This window comes from Streptomyces sp. NPDC104814 (assembly GCF_055583185.1).
Genome location: NZ_JBVJOL010000001.1, coordinates 1,422,270 through 1,441,526 on the forward strand (window position 1 = coordinate 1,422,270; position 19,257 = coordinate 1,441,526).

The window sequence follows — 19,257 nt, forward strand, 5'->3', positions numbered from 1 at the left end:
CAGCACATCCGCTGCACGCGGCCCCGATCGGTACGGCTGTCGGCCGCCCGGTCCTGCTCAGGCCTCGCCCGTGAACCGTTCCCAGACCCGGTGGGTGCCCAGCAGGCGCGTGACCTCGCCCAGGGCCGCCGTGGCGCTGTCGGCGCGGATCACGCCCGGGGCGTCGGCGGGCACACCGGCCGCCTGCAGCACCCCTTCTGCGCCGCCCCACACGGCGATCGCCTTGCCGTGCCGGAACGCCTCCGACAGCAGCAGCGCCACCCGGGGGTCACCAGGGCTCCGAGGTACGGCCGCGGGGGCGCCCTTGGCGTCCCGGGCGCCGTAGGCGTCGGCGCCCACACCCGGCGCCCCGGCCACCAGCACGGCGTCGAACTCCACCGAGCGGGCCGTGGCGTAGCTGCGCTGCACCGTCACCGCGCCGTCGCCGGCGCCGAGGACGCCGCCCGTCGGTGCGACGACCAGCGGCACCATGCCGCCCTCGAGCACCGCCTCGCGCAGCGCGTGCACGCCGGCGAGGTCGCCGTCGCGGCCGGTGACGATCCCGATGATGCGGCCGTCCGTCGGCCAGGTCCGCCCGACCTGGGACAGCGCCGGGCTCGGCTCGACGTCGGCCAGCGGCACGGTCGGCTTGGGCTCGGGCAGCCCGAGTCCGGCCGCGACACCCGCGCACAGCTCGGGGTCGATGTTGGCCAGCACCTGCAACGCTCGTTCCTTGACGGCCTGTTCGTAGCACTTGCCGAGCTCGAAGGTGTACGCGCCGATGATGTGCTCGCGCTCCACCGGGCTCATGCTGAGCCAGAAGCGGCGCGGCTGGCTGAAGTGGTCGTCGAACGACTGCGGCGCCTCTCGTACCTTCGTCGCCTCCGGCACCCGCACCGGCGTCTCGACGTAGGCGCCCATGTCAGCTCCGGCGGTGAACGGGCAGCCCCCGTCGACGGAGTTGGGCCGGTACGGAGCCGCGCCACGGTGCACGGCGGTCTGGTGGAAGCCGTCCCGCAGCATGTCGTTGACCGGCGCGTGCGGACGGTTGATCGGCACCTGTGGGAAGTTGGGGCCGCCGAGCCGGGTGATCTGGGTGTCCAGATAGGAGAACAGGCGCCCGGACAGCAGCGGGTCGTCGGTGATGTCGATGCCGGGCACGAGATGGCCCGGGTGGAAGGCGACCTGCTCGGTCTCGGCGAAGAAGTTCGACGGATTGCGGTTGAGGGTGAGCAGCCCGATCGGCTGCACCGGGGCCAGTTCCTCCGGCACGAGGTTGGTCGGGTCGAGCAGGTCGATGCCCTCGAAGGTCTGCTCGGGGGTGTCCGGGAAGGTCTGGATGCCCAGCTCCCACTCCGGGTAGGCGCCCGCCTCGATCGCGTCCGCGAGGTCCCGCCGGTGGAAGTCGGGGTCGACGCCATTGGCGATCTGCGCCTCTTCCCAGACCAGGGAGTGCACGCCCAGCTTCGGCTTCCAGTGGAACTTCACCAGGGTCGTCTTCCCGTCGGCGTTCACCAGCCGGAAGGTGTGGACGCCGAAGCCTTCCATCGTCCGGTACGAACGCGGGATGCCCCGGTCGGACATGTTCCACAGAGTGTGGTGGGTGGCCTCGGTGTGCAGGGTGACGAAGTCCCAGAAGGTGTCGTGCGCGCTCTGCGCCTGCGGGATCTCCCGGTCCGGGTGGGGCTTCGCGGCGTGGACGACGTCCGGGAACTTGATCGCGTCCTGGATGAAGAAGACGGGGATGTTGTTGCCGACCAGGTCGAAGACGCCCTCGCTGGTGTAGAACTTCGTCGCGAAACCCCGGGTGTCGCGCACCGTGTCCGAGGAGCCGCGAGAGCCCAGGACGGTCGAGAAACGCACGAACACCGGGGTCTCGGCGTCCTTGGCGAGGAAGGCCGCCTTGGTCACCGGGGCGGCGGTGCCGTAGCCGCGGAAGATGCCGTGCGCGGCGGCGCCCCGTGCGTGCACCACCCGCTCCGGGATGCGCTCGTGGTCGAAGTGCATCACCTTCTCGCGCAGATGGTGGTCCTGCAGCAGCACCGGGCCGCGCGGCCCCGCCTTCAGCGAGTGGTCCGTGTCGTACAGCCGGGCGCCCTGCGCGGTGGTCAGGTACGCGCCCTGCTGCGCCATCGCCGCCTGGTCCGCGCCGGTCGGGACGCCGGTGGGGGAGTAGGTGTCGGGGCCCGTCTGGTCCGGTTTCGGCGGCAGCGGCTCGCGCGCCTCGGTGGGCTCCTCGACGGACGGCGGCTCGGGCCCGGGGCGACCGGGGATGCCGTCGGCGGGGCCCGTGTCACCGCCGAAGACCTTCTCGGCCGCCTTCTTCAACGGGTTGCTTTCGCTCATGTGTGATCCTTTGTCTCCGGCCGGAGTGCCGCGTGGTGCGGCCGGGCTGCCCTGCGGGTGGATGACCGTCCGCCGCGCCGCACCGCCCGCCGTGGGCGCCATCCCGGGTGCGCGGCGCCGGGGCGCGTACGGGCGCCGGCACCGCGTCGGCCCGGGCCGGCCCCGACGCATGGCGCGGACGGTCCGGCGGCGGAGCCGGGCTCCGCCGCCGGACCGGTGCGACAGCTGGTCGGCGTGCCGATGTCAGGGCGCCCCGTCGGGGGCGCGAGCACTGCCAACGTCCCACGGCGCGGGGCGCCGCGCACGGGACGCGCGGCGTGCGGGTGAACCGACGTGCGCGGGGTGCGCCCGGCGGTGTCGATGATCAGAGAGCCGGGTCGCCGGGCATGCCGCCCGTGCCACCGGGCATGCCACCGGTGCCGCCGGGCATCCCGCCCGTGCCGCCGGGCATGCCGCCGCCCGTGCCACCGGGCATGCCGCCGGTGTCGCCGGGCGCGATGCGGCCGCGCCACGAGCCGGACTCGGCGCCGCGCTCCTCGATGTACTGCTTGAAGCGCTTCATGTCGCCCTTGACGCGGCGGTCGATCGTGCCCATCAGGTCCGCGACCTTCTCGACGGCGCCGCTGGGCTCGACCTCCATCACCAGTTCCACGCGCGTGTGCGTGTCGTCGACGCGCTGGAAGCGGACGCTGCCCTTCTGGTCGGTGTCGCCGCTGGTCGTGCGCCAGGTGATGCGCTCATCAGGAAGCTGGTCGACGATCTCGGTGTCGAACTCGCGCGTGACGCCGCCGATCTTCGTCGTCCAGTGGTTGTGGCGGTCGTCCAGCTGCCTGACCTCCTCGACGCCCTCCATGAAGTGCGGGAACTCCTCGAACTGCGTCCACTGGTTGTACGCGGTGTGGACCGGCACCTCGACCTCGACGGTTTCCTTGACCGTGCTCATCTTCGTTCCTCCGTGTTCATGGCGTGACGGATCGGTACGAAGCGGCGGGTACCCGACCGGCAGAGATCTCCACCTGCGAGCTCAGTCGTCTTCCGGGGCCGGGGATTCCGCGGAGGCCGGCAGCTCCGGTTCGGGGGTCCGCGCCGGGGAGTCCTCGCCCGGCGGCCGCCGGGCCGCGGAGTCCTCCCGGCCGTGTCGCGGGGCGCGCGCGTGTCCCCGCGTGCGCCTGGCCCGCAGTGCCTCCCACAGCAGGGGCACCATGGAGAGCACGACGATCGCGGCGACCATCGGGATCAGATAGACGTCGACGTGCGCCACCGACGTGCCCAGCAGGAAACCGGCGAGCACCAGCGTCTGGGACCACAGCACACCGCCGACCGTCTGCCACAGGGTGAAGGTCCGCACCGGGACGTCGAGCGCCCCGGCGACCGGGTGCAGCACGGTCCGCAGCATCGGCACGAAACGGCCGAGCACCAGCGCCTTGCCGTAGCCGTAGCGGGCCAGGAACCGCTCCGCCCGGCCCGCGCCCTCCCGCAGCCGCCGGCTGGAGGGGCGCGCGAGCAGAGCCTTTCCGCCGTGCCGCCCCAGCAGATAGCCGACCTGCCCGCCGGCCACGGCCCCGACCGCTCCGCACAGCAGCACCTGCCACAGCTGGAGCCGCGCCCCGTGCCCGGAGCTGTCCGCGCACAGGACACCGGCCGGGAAGAGCAGGGTGTCCCCGGGCAGGAAGAAGCCGAAGACGAGCAGCCCCGACTCCGCGAAGATCACCACGAGGACGCCGAGCGCGCCGAACGCGGCCAGCACCGAGGCGCTGTCCGTCGGGTTGACGGCGATCACCGCGTTCGCCTCCCGGCCGTCGGTCGGATCCTCCTGGGGGCGGCCGCACCCGCCGCCCCCACCAGCATCGCGTGAACCGGGCCGACAGGCATGGGCGGCGACCGGCGCGCAGCCGGTCGCCGCCCATGGGGGAAGCCTGGGAGCGGGGTCTACGGTTCGTCGACGACGAGGGCCGGGGTGCCGGCCGTGAGGATCTCGCCGCGGAAGAAAGCGGGGCTGCGGCGGCGCATCACCAGCATGATCACCACGCCGAGCAGCAGCAGGCCGACGCCGATCACGAAGACGGAGCCCACGCCGAGGACGGAGGACCCGCTGCCGTACGCCGGATTCCACATGTCGTAGAGCGTCTTGCCGAAGACGGCGGTGAGCAGTACGCCGCCCAGCACCGGGAAGAGGCCCTTGAAGACGGCGTCGCGCACGGAGTGGGTCAGGTCGCCGCGGAAGAACCAGGCGCAGGCGAAGGCGGTCAGGGCGTAGTAGAAGCAGATCATCAGGCCGAGCGCGTAGATCGTGTCGACCAGGACGTGCTCGCTGACCAGGGTCATGGCGGTGTAGAAGACGGCCGTCGCGGCACCGGCGACGACGGTGGCGCGCCCGGGGGTGCGGAACCGCTCGTGCACGCGCGCGTACGACGCCGGCAGGGCCTCGTACGTGGCCATGGCGAGGACCGTGCGGGCGACCGGGATGAACGTCGTCTGCAGACTGGCGGCGGCCGAGGCGAGGACGGCGACGAACAGCAGGATGCCGAGGGCGTCGCCCATGACCGGGCCGGCCAGCGCGGCGAATACGTTGTCGGAGGTGTCCGGGTCGGCCAGGCCCAGGCCGGAGGTGCCGGAGCCGACCGCCATCTGGGCGGCGACCGCGGTGGTCAGGTAGGAGCCGACGAGTACCACCATCGCGATCAGCGCGGCCCGGCCGGGCGTCTTGTCGCTGCCGATGGTCTCCTCGTTCGCCGTCAGACAGGTGTCCCAGCCCCAGTACATGAAGATCGACAGGGACAGTCCGGCGCTGAACGACGCGAAGGACTTCACCCCGAAGGGGTTCAGCCAGGACCAGGAGAAGTCGAGGTGCCCGGCGAAGGAGCCCGCATGGGCCGCGCGCAGGGCCAGGACGACGAAAAGGGCGAGCACCACGAGCTGGATGCCCACCAGCGCGTACTGCACGCCCTTCGTCGTCGTCATGCCGCGGTAGCTGATCGCGGTCGCGCCGCCGATCAGCGCCAGACAGGTGACGATGTGCACGGCCTTGTCGCCGTCCAGGGCGGCCACCGCGTCACTGCCGGACAGCTGGCCGGCCAGCAGCCAGAAGTACGAGGTGGCGACCCCCGCCAGGTTGGACAGCACGATCACGGTCGCGATCACCAGGCCCCAGCCGCACATCCAGCCGACGTGCGGGCCGAACGCCTTGACCGTCCAGGTGAAGGAGGTGCCGCAGTCCGGGACGGCCTTGTTCAGCTCCCGGTAGGCGAAGGCGACCAGCAGCATCGGCAGGAACCCCGCGAGGAACACGGCCGGCATGTGCACACCGACCTCGCCGGCGGTGGAACCGAGGGTGGAGGTGAGGCAGTAGACGGGGGCGACGGTGGAGACGCCGATCACCGCGCTGCCCAGCAGTCCTACGGAGTTCCCGCCCAGTCCCTTGCCCCGTACGCCCTCGCCGAGGGCCGTGCCGTCGCCCGGTGGCCGTGTCCCGCCTTTGGGACGTGTCGCCGTGTCAGTCATGGATGATGACGTTAAATCATGCGATATCCGTACATAGCGCTCTCGCGCAAGCACCCGGCGGCCTCATATTTATAGGCCATGGACCGGTGGGACCGTTAATTGCGTGGGTGAAGCATCATCCAAGCCTCGCGAACCAAGGAAGTCGGCATCCCGGCAGGGGTGCGGGAATCGTGCGCCCGCCAGGAATGTCCGGTTCCATTTCTGCCGTGTGATCTACGCCGCTCCGGCGTTGTCGGCGTCCAGCGCCGCTCGCAGCCAGGCGTCGGCGGCTCCTGGAGTGGGCTCCGGCCGGCCGCCCGGGACCGAGATCACCACGGCCGTCAGCTCCCAGTACCGGTCCAGGCGCGGCTCGGCCGCGAGCAGCCCCGCCAGCCGCCGCCGGAAGTCCCGGGTGTCCCGGGTGCCGTAGGCGCTCGCGTACGCCGCCACATAGGCGTCCAGCGCCTCACCGGGCCGAGGCGTCCGCTCCCTGCGCAGGTGCGGACCGGTCAGCTCGTACGCCTCGGCGAGCCCTGTGTACAGCACGGCCGCCCCGCTGGGACCTGCCACCTTGTGCACGTCCGGGCGGGGCTGTGTGCCGCCCGGGCACGGGGCGCTCGTCATCGCGTGCAGCCGGGCGAAGGCGAGCACCTGCTCGGGGGCCGGCTCGGCCGGCGGCTGCGGAACGGCCACCTCAAGGAACGCGGCCGTCGCCCGGGCCGGCATCCGCGCGGGCAGCCAGCCCCGCCAGAACCGGGCCAGCGGGTCCGTGCTCGGCGGGGCGGCCACCGCGCCCAGCAGCCGCAGCCGGTCGGCCCGCTCCCCGGGCGGACACTCCTGGACCAGCCGCAGTGCCGCCTCCCGCCAGCGCAGCGCCCGCAGCTGCGAACCGAGATCGCTCAGCCGCCCGGCGACGGCGTCCTCCAGCGCGGGCCCGGCGCCCTCCTCGTCGTCCAGGACCCGGCGCACCTCGGGCAGCGGCAGATCCAGGGCGCGCAGGGCGCGGACGAGCCGCAGCCTCTCCAGCGCGTCCGGACCATAGCGGCGGTGCCCCCCGCCACTGCGACGGGCCTGCGGCAGCAGACCCTGGTCGGAATAGAAACGGACGGTCTTCACGGTGACGGCCGCGCGCTCGGCGAGCTCGCCGATGCTCCACAAGCCCTCGTGCGATGCGGACAGTTGAACCTCCCCCCAGAGGAGTTCCTACGGTACCGGCCGTCAGCCCGGACAAGGACAGCCGGACAAGGACAGCCGGACAAGGAGACGATCATGACCGTGTTCCTCATGGTGGCGGGTGCGTTCACCGGCGCCCACGTGTGGGAGGCGACGGCCGCGCGGCTCGCCGAGGCGGGCGCCGAGGCGCACGCGGTGCCCCTCACCGCACTCGACCCGGACCGCCCGGCGGCGGGGGCCGGAACAGATCTGGAGACCCACATCGCGGACGTGCTCGCGGCGATCGACGCGGTGGACCCGGCGGCCGGCCGGAGCATCGTGCTAGTCGGCCACGACTACGGCATCCATCCGGTGCTCGGCGCCGCCGACCGGCGTCCCGAGCGCGTCGCTCGCATCGTGTACCTGGACTCCGGTCTGCCGCGGGACGGCGTCCCGGCCCTCGCCGCCGTACCGGACCAGGAGGTGCGCGCCCGCCTCGCCGAACAGACAGAACGGGGCGAAGCGGCAGGTGAGTTGACGCCTCCGGCGACCCGCGAGGAGTGGCAGCGCTGGGGGAGCACCGCCGGAGTCCCGGACGCGGCGCTGGACCGGCTGACCGCGGAGGCCGCCCCGCAGCCGCTCGCCACCCTGCTCCAGCCGCTGCGGCTGACGGGCGCGGTGGCCGTGGTGCCCACCACCGGCGTGCTGTGCACCGGCAACGGCTCCGGCATCGAGCTGGTGCAACGGCTCGTCGACTTCGGCGACCCGGCCCTTCAGGCCCTGACCGACCCCCGGGTCTCGTTCTTCGAACTGCACACCGGGCACTGGCCCATGCTGTCGTGCCCCGCCGAACTGGCCGAGGCGCTACGGGCGGCGGCGGCCGGCGAGGGCCACCGGCTGCGACCGCCCGGCCTGTGCGAACCGCCCGCCCATCTGCGCCCGTTCCCGCTCCAGGTGCCCGAACTGCCCCGGGAGAGACGAGGACACGTCGACCTGTACGTCCCCGACGCCGACGGCCCCCGCCCGGCCGTGCTGTTCGTGCACGGTGGACCGCTGCCCGCCGGCTCCCGCCCCACCCCGCGCGAGTGGCCGACCCTGGTCGGGTACGCCCGCCTGGCCGCCGACCACGGCATGATCGGCGTGACCCTGGACCACCGGCTGCACGGCCTCGGCGACTACGAGCGCGCCGCCGCGGACGTCACCGCGGCGGTGGATCTGGTGCGGGCCGACCCCCGGGTGGACGCCGGCCGGATCGCCGTGTGGGTGTTCTCCGGCGGCGGCCTGCTCACCGCACCCTGGCTGGCCGCGCCCCCATCGTGGCTGCGCTGCGTGGCGGCCTCCTATCCGATCCTGGCCCCGCTGCCCAACTGGGGCCTCACCGATGCCCGGTTTCAGCCGGCCCGCGCGGTGGCGCAGGCGGGCGCGCTGCCGCTCGTCCTCCTGCGCGCGGGGCTGGAGCAGCCGGAGATCGCGGCCACCGTCGAGGAGTTCGTGACGGCCGCCGAGGAGTGCGGTGCGGATCTGGAGCTGATCGACGTCCTCGGTGGTCACCACGGCTTCGAGACCCTCGACCCGCCCGAGGAGACCGGCCCGCCCCTGCGCCACGCGATGCGCTCGGTGGTGCGCCATCTGACCGCCTGACCCCGCGCGCCGTCCGACCGCCGGGTTGCCCGGCCACGGGCCCCGTGGCGTCCGACGTCAGGCGGGCGCGGCACGCCGGGCCGAGTACAGCGTCTGAGGGGCGCCCCACTCGACGAAGGTCTCGGTCAGTCGCATGCCGACGGCTTCCAGCAGCCGGCGCGAGCGGAGGTTGGCCTCCTGGGTGACCGCGACGACCGTGGGGTCGGCCGAGGGCACGTGGTCGAAAGCCCAGTCGACGGCGGCCGACACGGCCTCGCGGGCGTACCCGCGCCCCCAGTGCTCGGGCAGGAAGGAGTACGACAGCTCCCGGCGGCCGTCGAACCGGGAGGCCGTATCGACCGACACCGAGCCGAGGACCGCCCCCGAGTCCTGGGCGGTGACGGCGAACAGCCCCGGGCGGCCGGCGAAGTGCCGCTGGTAGACCCGCAGTCGCTCCTCGGCGACCGGTCCGCCGAGGTGGCGGCGCACCTCGGTGTCGGTCCACAGGCGGACGAACTCCGGCGCGTCGGCGGGCTCGGCGGGACGCAGGAGCAACCGGGGCGTGTGCAGCACGCGGGGCCAGGACCCGGCAAGCGGCGATGACGACATGCATGTGATCATCGCATCGCCGCCCGCCCCGCGACGGCCGTGCGCCGGATCAGCCGAGGCCGAGATCGCTCATCGTGCGTTCGGCCATGCGCCGTTCACCGAGCGCGTTGGGGTGGACCGGCACGATGTTCTGCCCGAACAGCAGCGGCTCTATCCAGCGGGTACCGGGGGCCTGGCAGGCGTCGTGGCCCTCGGACGCCTCGCCGAAGTCGACGTAGGCGGCCCCGGTCTCCCGGGCGGCGCGCGCCACCACGGCGTTGAGATGGGCCTGGATGGCGCGCAGGTAGGGCACGTCGCCCTGGGCCAGGGGGAGTTTGACGAAGCACGACGCGTCGAAGGTCTGCGGGACGATCCAGGGATACCCGAGGGCCGCCACGCGCGCGTGGGGCGCCTTCGCGCGCACGCCGGCGAGCGCTGCCTTGAGCGCCGGGTAGGTGTTCGCCTCGATCTGGTCGTCGAAGGACGTGCCGTACTTGCCCTTGCAGGGGCTGCCCTTGCCGCCGCTGAGGACACCGGCCGTGCCGCAGGACACGACGGCGTTGATGAAGGTGTTGTTGTCGTTGCCGCCGATCGTCAGGGTCACCAGGTCGGTGCCCGCGCCGACGGCGTCGAGCTGCGGCGCGGTGCCCGGGTACTGCGCCTGCGTGAAGTCCTTGGTCTGGGCGCCGCCGCAGGTCACGTCCGTCAGGAGGGCACCCGTCCGGTTTGCCAGGACGTGCGGGTAGTCGGCCGTGGAGCGCAGGCACAGCAGATTCGTGGGGTCGATGGGCAGGACCCCTGATCCGGCGCTGTAGCTGTCACCGAGGGCGACGTAGTCGAGCGGGGCCGGGGTGGCGTGGGCGGGTGCCGCGGTGAAGCTCAGGGTCACGGTCGCGGCTGTCGCGGTCATGACATGGCGCAGGGCATGCTTCGGCATGTGCTCTCTCTTTCTCGGGAGGCGCACGCGCGCGTGCGGGCACGGCCGTGCCCGTGTGGCGTGCAGGGGAGCGAGAAGCGGCTCGAGCAGAGGAAGTGCCTACGGCCGGGTCATGAGCGTGGGGGGCGCATGGCAGCGCGGCCGGGGAGGACCGCCCGCAGGGTTACTGCACGGTTCTACCGATAAGTAATGTGCAGCCGGTGAGACAACGAGTCAACAAGCCGGACGGAAGTTCTTGAAACGCTGAACATCAACCCTCTGAACGCGGCCCGGCTGCGCCGACCACCATTCCCCTGAACGCGGCCCGGCTGCGCCGACCGCCGTCCCCCGTCACGGGCCCGGTCACGTCACCGTCGCCGGCGGCTGCCACTCGAACATCAGGATCGTCGCGTCGTCCCGGAGACGGCTGGCCTGGCCGTCCAGGATCGAGTGGATGAGACGCCGGAGGGTCTCCGCGGCCAGCTCTCCGGACGCGGTGGCCCGGATGACGTAGTCCGCGAACCGCTGGAGCCCGAACAGCTCACCGTCCGGGGTCCGCGCCTCCGTGACCCCGTCGGTGTACAGGAGCACCCGGTCGCCGGGCTGCAGGGCGATCTCGTGGGTCTTGCGCTCCCGGTCGGACAGCAGCCGCGCCAGCCCCAGCGGCGGGTCCGGCTCGCGCTCCAGAGCGTCGACGATCAGCCGGTGGTCGCGGATCAGCAGCGGAGCGGGATGGCCGCAGTTGCTCCAGCGCAGCATGCCGGTGGCCAGGTCCAGCTGAGCCACGACGGCGGTGCAGAACTGCTCGGGCAGCCAGGTCGCCAGCGCGCTGTCCACGCTGTTGACCAGGTCGGGCAGATCGAGCTCGCAGCGGCGGGCGTTGCGGCACGCGGCCAGTGACACGGCGCTGGTCAGCCCGGAGGCCAGGTTGTGCCCCAGCGAGTCCAGCACCGTGGCGTGCAGTGTCGTCTCGGTCAGCGCGTGGTCGAAGGCGTCGCCGCCGATCTCGTAGGCGGGTTCCAGGACGGCCGTGGAGACGGCCCGGGAGTTGCCGATCGTGCGTGGCGGGAGGAAGGCGCGCAGCATCTCCGAGGGCAGCTGCATCCGGTCGGTGCGGGTCCGTCGTACGAAGGAGTCCTGGTAGGCCCGGCGTGAGGTGATCATCATGGCCAGGAGCATGGCCAGGGCGCGGCCGCGGGTCAGGGAGGCGGCGGTGAGCGCGGGGGTGTGGACCGCCAGGACGCCCAGCCGTTCGGCGCCGTCCAGCAGCGGGAACCAGGCGATCATCGCCCCGGTCTCGGACTCCTCCACGCGCAGCGACTGGGTGCGGTAGCTCCACCCGGCGAGCGAGCCGTCGATGGGCAGCGTGGACGTCACGTCGGTGAGCGGGATCAGGTGACGCTGCTGCAGATCGGCGAGGTACACCACGGACTGCTGCAGCCCGAGGGCCTTGGTCACGCGGGCCGCGGCGGCGCCCAGGTCCAGAGTGGAGTTGGCCGGGTCGGCCAGGAACTCCTCCAGCAGATCGTCGCCGGTCTCCGGTGTCATCACCACCGTGCTCCCCTCGTCGCGCCAGCGCCGTCACCGCTCAGCAGTCTCACACCGCCCGAGGCACGGCGCAGGGCGGAAGCGGCCGTATGGAGGCCTCACCTGCGGAGTCTTTGTCCTTGGACAATGTCTTGCGTGGTCGCAAATTGTACTGTTACTTTCTCCCGCATGACCCACATCTTCGGAGAGCTGCTCTCGGTCAACCTCGGGCAGGCGCAGCCGATGACCGTCCAGGGCGAGACGATCGTCACCGGCTTCGACAAGCACCCCGCGCAGGGCGCCGTGCCCGTGGGACCGGACGGCCTCGCCGCCGACGACCACGTCGACGACGCCGACGACCGCGACCGCGCCGTGCTGTGCTACCAGCTCCGTCACTACGAGGACTGGCAGCGCGAACTGGGCCGCGAGCTGGCGCCCGGCACCTTCGGGGAGAACCTCACCGTCGACGGCCCCGCGGACGACGAGATCGCCGTAGGTGACGAGCTGCGCATCGGCGACGTGCTCCTGAGGGTCACCCAACCGCGCATCCCCTGCCGCAAGATGGGTGTCCGGCTCGGCGACGAGGAGTTCCCGGCCCGCTATCTGAGCAGCGGACGCGTGGGCTTCTTCTGCCGTGTGCTCCAGCCCGGCCCGATCCGGGCCGGCGAGAAGATCGAGCGGGTGCGCCGGGGCGAGAGCGGTCTGTCCGTCGCGGAACTCGCCCGCGTCCTGCACCGGGAGCGGCCCGACGAGGCGGCCCTCACCCGCGTCCTGGACTGCGCCGACCTGCCGCCGCTCCTGCGTGCCAAGGCGGAAGGGCTGCTGGCCCGGGTCCGCGGAACCGCCGAGGGATGGGCGGGTGAGCGTGCCCTCGTCGTCACGGGCCGCCGCCGGGAGGCCGCGGACGTCGTCTCCTTCGACCTGGCCGACCCGGACGGCGAGCGGCTGCCGGACTTCGCGGGCGGACAGTTCCTGACCCTCTCGCTCGACGTCCCCGGGACGCCGCGGCCCGTCGTGCGGACCTACACCGTGGCCGGCCGCACCGACGACGGCCTCGGCTACCGCATCGCCGTCAAGCGCGAGCCCGCCCCCGCCGGCGCGCCGGGCGTCCCCGCGGGCGTCGCCTCGAACCATCTGCACACGGAGATCGAGGTCGGCGCGCGACTGCGGGCCCGGGCGCCGCGTGGCCGGTTCGTCGTCCAGCCGGGCCGCCGCCCCGTCGTGCTCGTCAGCGCGGGCATCGGCATCACCCCGGTGCTGGCCATGCTCACCGAACTCGCCGGGCAGGACGGTGCACCGGCCCGTCCGGTCCACTTCGTCCACCAGGCCCGCTCGTCCCGCGAGCTCGCCTTCGGGCCGTACGTGCGCCGGCTGGCCGAATCCCGGGACGGGCTGCGCACCCACCTGCTCTTCAGCCGCCCCCTGCCCGAGGACACCCTGGGACGGGACTTCGACGAGACGGGCCGGCTCACCCCGGACGTCCTGGAGCGGATCCTGCCCTCGCTCGACGCGGACTACTACGTCTGCGGACCCGTCGGCTTCATGGCGGACGTCGTCGCCGCGCTGGCCGGTCTCGGTGTGCCCGCCGACCGGGTGCACCACGAGTTCTTCGGCGCGGCCCGGCCCCTGGACGGCGAGGAGCGGACCGAGCAGCAGGCGGACGCCGGTGCCGTGGCGCGGGACGCCGACGGACGGCCGGTCACGGTGACCTTCGCCCGCTCCGGGGTGACCGTGCCCTGGCGGGAGAACACCTTCAGCCTGCTCGCCCTCGCCGAACAGGCCGGTCTGCGACCCGACGCCTCCTGCCGCACCGGCCTGTGCGGCACCTGTGTGACCGGTCTCGACGACGGCGAGGTCGCCTATGTGATCGAACCGACGGCCCCCGTGGAGCCGGGACAGGTCCCCGTGTGCTGTGCTCGTCCCACCACAAGCGTCATGATCGACCTGTAAGGGGCCCACGGACGACCGTCCGACGGTCCCCGCGAGCACCGTCCGCGACGCCCGGACGAGAACGCCATTCCTGGACGAGAGACGCCTGGACGAGAAGAGGAGAACGATGGCGGCCGATCCCCGCCTGTTCGCGCAGTTGCTGGCCGACGACGGGACGAGTGGGCCGGTCTACCGGCGCATCGCGGAGGCGATCGCCACCGCCGTGACCACCGGCCGTCTGTCGGCGGGCGACCGCCTGCCCACCCACCGGGAACTGGCCCGGGCGCTCGGCGTCGCCGTCCCCACGGTCAGCCGCGCCTACCGCGAGGCCGAGGAACAGGGCCTGGTCACCAGCACCGTGGGACGCGGCACCTTCGTCGCCGGCGCCTCCGGCATCCCGCACCTGCGCGACACGCCGGACCCCGGCGACGCCGACGCGCCCGTGCGGTACGACATGGCGGTCAACGCCCCCGCGCGCGGCCGGCACGAGGAGCTGCTGCGCCGCACCCTCACGACCCTCGCCGGTACCGCCGACCTGGGGGGCCTGCTCGGCTACGAGTCCGACATCGGCGCCTACGACCACCGGCGCACCGCCTGCGGCTGGCTCGCCCGCAGCGGACTGGACATCACCCCGGAACAGGTGGCGATCTGCTCCGGCAGCCAGCACGCGCTGCTCGTGGCGTTCGGCGCCGTGCTGCGCGCCGGTGAGACCCTGCTCACCGAGGCGCTGACCTACCCCGGCGCCAAGACCGCCGCCCAGATGCTGGGCCTCGGCATGTCCGCCGTCGCCATGGACGACGAGGGCCTCGTTCCACAGGCGCTGGAGGAGGCCTGCGCCGCCACCCCCTCCGCGCGCGCCCTGTACTGCATGCCGACGGCCCACAACCCGACCGCCGCGACCCAGCCGCTCGGCCGCCGCGAGGCCATCGTCGACATCGCGCGCCGCCACGACCTGGTCATCATCGAGGACGACGTCTTCGGGCTGCTCTCCGACCACACCGGTCTGCCCCCGCTGGCCGCCCTGGCCCCCGAACGCACCCTCTTCCTCACCAGCCTGTCCAAGACCCTTGCCCCGGGCCTGCGCTGCGGGTTCCTCGCCGGACCGCCCGAGCTGGCCGGCCGCCTCGGCGCGCTCATCCGCGCCACCGTCTTCAACCCGTCCCCGCTCGCCACCGCGGTCGCCCTGCGCTGGCTGGAGGACGGCACGGCCGAGCGCCTGCTCGCCTGGCAGCGCCAGGAGATGGGCCGCCGCCGCGCCGCCGCCGTACACCTGCTGGCCGAGTCGCCCGCGATCCGTCACGTCCGCGCCGACGCCCTGCATGCCTGGGTGGAGCTGCACGCGCCCTGGACCGCCTCCGAGGCGCTCGCCCTCGCCGACGGCCAGGGCATCTCCGTCAGCCCCACCCTTTACTACAGCGCCGCCGACCAGCCGCCACCGCGCGCCTTCCGGCTGTGCCTCGGCAACGCCCCCGACGTCGGCACGCTCACCGGCGCCCTGCACACCCTGACCGACGCCCTCTCCCGCGGCCGCCCGACGTGGTCCACCACCACCCGGGTGTAGACGACAAGCCGGGATGAAGGAACAGGAAGGAGAGCCGAACGGCGGCCTCGACCGGGCCGCCCGGCACGGGCCCGCGGTCGCTGAACGACGTTCTCGCCGGGGCCCTGCGGGGCAATCCTGCCCCACGCGGCGGTGGCGGCAGCGCTGCTCCCGCGGGCGGTGACGCGTGATCCCGGCGGCTCGCCGCGGGCGGTGGCTGTGCGCGGTCGGGCCGACGCTGTTCCGGCCGGTGACGGCGCACGGTCGGGGCAGCCTTGCTCCGGCGGCCCGCCGCCCCGCTGCCGCCGCGGCACACGGTTGCTGTGCGTGACCGCCGTCGTTGCCCCGGACGGGCCGTCACCGTTCGCCCGTCCCCAAGGTGCGGTGCTACAAAGGGGGACATGGGCGGACGGTCGCGCTGGTCCCGGGCGAGGGCCGCGCCGCCGCCGAGCGGCGCACGGCGGCTGCGTGATGCGCCTCGGCCGCAGGGGGACCAAGAAACCCCGGGAGCCCGGAGAAACCGGGCCCGCCGGGCGGGCGCGGCAGGCCGCGGGGATCGCGACGGCGCCCAGGACCGCCGGTCGCCGGGTCACCGTCTGTCCCCGTCACTGAGCGTCCGCACCTTCGCCACCCAGGTTTTCCTGCTCCAAGCCCTGATCATGCTGGTCCTCGTCGCCGCGGCCGCCACCGCCCTGGTCGTGCAGGGCCGCTACGACGGCGAGCGCAACGCCAGGAACCGCTCCCTGGCCACCGCGGAGGCGTTCGCGCACGCCCCCGGCACCGCCCTCGCGCTCCAGTCCCCGAACGCCACCGCCCTGCTGGAGGACCCCACCCAACAGGCCGCCCACGGATCCGGGGTCGACTTCATCACCGTCCTCGACCGGCGCGGCGTGCGGATCACCGACACCCAGCCCTCGCTGATCGGCACCCGCGCCCAGGGCGTGGAACGGGCCGCCGCGGGCGAGGCCTTCACCGAGACCTTCCACGGAGAGCCGTCCGACGCGGTGCGCGCGGTGGTGCCCGTGACCGACGCCAGCCGCCGGGTGGTCGGCATGGTCAGCGCCGGCATCCAGATCGAGACGCTCGGCCATGTGCTGAACCAGCAGGTGCCGGTGATGCTCGGCGCGTCGGCGGTGGCGCTGGCCCTCGCGACCGGTGGCGCCGCCCTGGTCGGCCGGCGGCTGCGGAGGCAGACGCACGGCCTGGGCCCCGCCGAGATGACGAGAATGTACGAGCACCACGACGCCGTCCTGCACGCCGTGCGCGAAGGCGTGCTGATCGTCGGCCCCGACGGCCGGGTGCTGCTCGCCAACGACGAGGCGCACCGCCTGCTGGACCTCCCGGCGGACGCCGACCAGCGGCAGGTCACCGACCTCGGGCTCGGTCCCGGCCCGACCCGCATCCTCGCCTCCGGCGAGGCCGTCTCCGACCAGGTCGTCCCGGCCGGGGACCGGCTGCTCGCGGTCAACACCCGGCTGACCGAGCCCTACGGCGGCGTCCAGGGCCTGGTGGCCACGTTCCGCGACACCACCGAGCTGCGCGCCCTCTCCGGCCAGGCCGAGGTGGCCCGCGGCCGGCTGACCCTGCTGTACGAGGCCGGTGTGCGCATCGGCACCACGCTGGACATGCGGCGCACCGCGGAGGAGCTGGCCGAGGTCGCCGTACCGCGCATGGCGGACTTCGTCACCGTCGAGCTGCTGGACTCCGTACTGCGCGGCGAGGAGCCCTCCGGTGCCGTGAAGCAGATGCGGCGCACCGCGCTCAGCGAGTCGCAGACCGGGCATCCGCTGCAGCCGGTCGGTGATCTGATCCGGTTCGTGGCGGCCGACACGCCCATGGTCGCCGCCCTGCACGGCGGGAAGGCCGTCCTCGTGACGGACCTGCACCACGCGGAGGACTGGCGGGCCCACGACCCGGCGGGGGCGAGACGGGCCCTGGACTACGGCATCCACTCGCTCATCACGGTGCCGCTGCGGGCGCGCGGCGTCGTCCTCGGCATGGTCAACTTCTGGCGCGGCGAGGGCTCACCGGCGTTCGAGGAGGAGGACGTCGCGGTCGCCGAGGAACTCGTGGCCCGGGCCGCGGTGGCCATCGACAACGCCCGCCGCTACTCGCGCGAGCACGCCATGGCCGTCACCCTTCAGCGCAGCCTGCTCCCGCGGGACCTGCCGGAGCAGGACGCGCTGGAGGTCGCCTGGCGCTACCTGCCGGCGCAGTCGGGCGTGGGCGGCGACTGGTTCGACGTCATCCCGCTGCCCGGCTTCCGGGTGGCGCTGGTCGTCGGCGACATCGTCGGACACGGGCTGCACGCGGCGGTCACCATGGGCCGGCTGCGCACCGCCGTGCTGAACTTCTCCTCGCTGGACCTGGCCCCCGACGAACTGCTCGGCCACCTCGACGAGATGGTGGCACGGCTGGACACGCAGGCGGAGACCGCGGACACCGCCCCGGCCCCGCTGACCGGCGCCACCTGCCTGTACGCCATCTACGACCCGGTCGGCGGCCGCTGCACCCTGGCCCGCGCCGGGCACCTCGCCCCGGCGGTCGTGGACCCGCAGGGCCGGGTCACGTTCCCCGACGTCCCCGTGTCCCCGCCGCTCGGCGTCGGCGGGTTCCCGTTCGAGTGCGGTGAGCTGGAGCTGCCCGAGGGCAGCCGCCTGGTGCTGTTCACGGACGGGCTCATCGAGGACCGGGGACGTGACATCGACGACGGCCTCGCGTTGCTGCGCACGGCCGTGACCGGCCCGGGCGGCACACCGGAGGAGACCTGCCGGGCGCTGATGGACACGATGCTGCCCGCGCACCCCACCGACGACGTGGCGCTGCTCGTCGCCCGGACCAGGCTGCTCGACCAGGACAAGGTCGCCACCTGGGACGTGCCGTTCGACGTCACGGAGGTGTCGCGCGTGCGGTCGGAGGTCGGCCGCCGGCTCCAGGAGTGGGGGCTGGAGGAGGAGTCGTTCACCACGGAGCTGATCCTCAGCGAGCTGCTCACCAACGCCATCCGCTACGGCGCCGCGCCCGTCCGGGTGCGGCTGCTGCTGGGCCGCACCCTGGTGTGCGAGGTGTCGGACGGCAGCAACACCTCCCCGCGGCTGCGCCGGGCCGCCACCACCGACGAGGGCGGCCGGGGCCTGTTCCTCGTCTCCCAGTTCGCCGAGCGCTGGGGCACCCGGTACGCGGCGCACGGCAAGGTGATCTGGGCCGAGCAGAACCTGGGCGGCAGCGCCCTGCCGGACGCGACGCTGCTGATCGACGAGATGGCGTGGTGACGGCGCCCGCGGCCGGCCGGCGGCTCAGGACTCCAGGGTGACGGTGCCCAGCCGGCCGGCGATGGCCGGGTCGCGGTGGTCGAAGAACAGCGACGCCCCGGTGTCCAGCGCGGCGATCGCCGCCATCTCCTCGCCGGTCAGCTCGAAGTCGAAGACGTCGATGTTCTCCGCCATCCGCTCGGCGCGCACCGACTTGGGGATCACGACGACGTCGCGCTGGATCAGCCAGCGCAGCACCACCTGCGCGACGGACTTGCCGTGCGCGGTGGCGATGCCGGCGAGGACGGGGTGGGTGAACAGCCGGTTGCGGCCCTCGGCGAACGGCCCCCACGACTCGATCTGCACCCCGCGCTCGCGCATCAGGTCCTGGTCCGCCGTGCGCTGGAAGAACGGGTGGGTCTCGATCTGGTTCACCGCCGGCGTGACCTCGTTGTGGTCGATGAGGTCCACCAGGCGGTCCGGGTAGAAGTTGGACACCCCGATGGCCCGCACCAGGCCCTCGCCCAGCAGCCGCTGCATCGCCCGCCAGGAGCCGTACACATCGCCGTACGGCTGGTGGATCAGGTAGAGGTCGACGCGGTCCAGGCCCAGCTTGCGCAGCGAGGTCTCGAAGGCGCGCCGGGCCCGGTCCTCCCCGGCGTCCGAGACCCACAGCTTGGTCGTGACGAACAGCTCCTCACGCGGGATGCCGCTGCTCCTGATCGCGCGGCCCACGGCCTCCTCGTTGCCGTACGCGGCCGCGGTGTCCAGTGAGCGGTAGCCCGCGGCGAGGGCGTCGGCGACGGCCTGCTCGGTCTGCTCCGGCGGGATCTGGTAGACGCCGAAGCCGAGGACCGGCATCTCGACGCCGTTGTTCAGTGTGACGGTCTGCATGCGCTGTCCCCACGCTCGACGGAAGGTCGGTGCAC

Annotated in this window: 12 protein-coding genes and 1 pseudogene; 4 read left to right on the top strand and 9 right to left on the bottom strand. The window is 73.3% G+C overall.

Annotated elements, in window-relative coordinates; genetic code table 11:
• Positions 1-57 precede the first annotated feature (57 nt).
• From ACZ64A_RS06075 to ACZ64A_RS06095, 5 genes and pseudogenes are all read right to left on the bottom strand, one after another.
• Complete coding sequence (locus tag ACZ64A_RS06075) at positions 58-2,325, bottom strand: catalase (protein ID WP_469808499.1); 2,268 nt, start codon at positions 2,323-2,325, stop codon at positions 58-60.
• A 478-nt stretch (positions 2,326-2,803) separates the two neighbouring features.
• Positions 2,804-3,268: pseudogene (locus tag ACZ64A_RS06080) on the bottom strand (SRPBCC family protein); the annotation flags it as partial.
• 81 nt (positions 3,269-3,349) lie between these two features.
• Positions 3,350-4,105 (bottom strand): DedA family protein, encoded by a 756-nt coding sequence (locus ACZ64A_RS06085; RefSeq protein ID WP_469808500.1) that lies wholly within the window; start codon positions 4,103-4,105, stop codon positions 3,350-3,352.
• A 149-nt stretch (positions 4,106-4,254) separates the two neighbouring features.
• Entirely contained in the window at positions 4,255-5,826 is a 1,572-nt protein-coding gene (locus ACZ64A_RS06090; RefSeq protein WP_469808501.1) for an APC family permease, read from the bottom strand.
• Positions 5,827-6,039: 213 nt separating this feature from the next.
• Positions 6,040-6,984 (bottom strand): helix-turn-helix domain-containing protein, encoded by a 945-nt coding sequence (locus tag ACZ64A_RS06095; RefSeq protein WP_469809077.1) that lies wholly within the window; start codon positions 6,982-6,984, stop codon positions 6,040-6,042.
• Positions 6,985-7,074: 90 nt separating this feature from the next.
• Between ACZ64A_RS06095 and ACZ64A_RS06100 the strand changes: the two genes are divergently transcribed.
• Positions 7,075-8,598, top strand: a complete 1,524-nt coding sequence (locus tag ACZ64A_RS06100) for an alpha/beta hydrolase (protein ID WP_469808502.1) — start codon at positions 7,075-7,077, stop codon at positions 8,596-8,598.
• Positions 8,599-8,655: 57 nt separating this feature from the next.
• Here ACZ64A_RS06100 and ACZ64A_RS06105 read toward each other — a convergent pair whose 3' ends face one another.
• From ACZ64A_RS06105 to ACZ64A_RS06115, 3 genes are all read right to left on the bottom strand, one after another.
• On the bottom strand, positions 8,656-9,186 hold the full coding sequence (locus tag ACZ64A_RS06105) for a GNAT family N-acetyltransferase (RefSeq protein WP_469808503.1): 531 nt from the start codon (positions 9,184-9,186) through the stop codon (positions 8,656-8,658).
• Positions 9,187-9,235: 49 nt separating this feature from the next.
• Positions 9,236-10,102 carry an SGNH/GDSL hydrolase family protein gene (locus ACZ64A_RS06110; RefSeq protein WP_469808504.1) on the bottom strand — a complete coding sequence of 289 codons (867 nt, stop codon included), beginning with the start codon at positions 10,100-10,102 and terminating at the stop codon, positions 9,236-9,238.
• 342 nt (positions 10,103-10,444) lie between these two features.
• The gene (locus ACZ64A_RS06115) at positions 10,445-11,629 is read right to left on the bottom strand and encodes a PP2C family protein-serine/threonine phosphatase (protein ID WP_469808505.1); all 1,185 of its coding nucleotides are present in this window, start codon (positions 11,627-11,629) and stop codon (positions 10,445-10,447) included.
• Positions 11,630-11,797: 168 nt separating this feature from the next.
• On the opposite strand from ACZ64A_RS06115, the gene ACZ64A_RS06120 reads away from it, so the two are divergent.
• The 3 genes from ACZ64A_RS06120 to ACZ64A_RS06130 all read left to right on the top strand — a co-directional run bounded on the left by ACZ64A_RS06120 (position 11,798) and on the right by ACZ64A_RS06130 (position 18,349).
• Positions 11,798-13,558 (top strand): MOSC domain-containing protein, encoded by a 1,761-nt coding sequence (locus ACZ64A_RS06120; RefSeq protein ID WP_469808506.1) that lies wholly within the window; start codon positions 11,798-11,800, stop codon positions 13,556-13,558.
• Positions 13,559-13,664: 106 nt separating this feature from the next.
• Positions 13,665-15,098: an aminotransferase-like domain-containing protein gene (locus ACZ64A_RS06125; protein WP_469808507.1), complete on the top strand. Its 1,434-nt coding sequence runs from the start codon at positions 13,665-13,667 to the stop codon at positions 15,096-15,098.
• 638 nt (positions 15,099-15,736) lie between these two features.
• Positions 15,737-18,349 carry a SpoIIE family protein phosphatase gene (locus ACZ64A_RS06130; protein WP_469808508.1) on the top strand — a complete coding sequence of 871 codons (2,613 nt, stop codon included), beginning with the start codon at positions 15,737-15,739 and terminating at the stop codon, positions 18,347-18,349.
• Positions 18,350-18,373: 24 nt separating this feature from the next.
• On the opposite strand, the gene ACZ64A_RS06135 is transcribed toward ACZ64A_RS06130, so the two are convergent.
• Positions 18,374-19,222, bottom strand: a complete 849-nt coding sequence (locus ACZ64A_RS06135) for an aldo/keto reductase (RefSeq protein WP_469808510.1) — start codon at positions 19,220-19,222, stop codon at positions 18,374-18,376.
• Positions 19,223-19,257 lie beyond the last annotated feature (35 nt).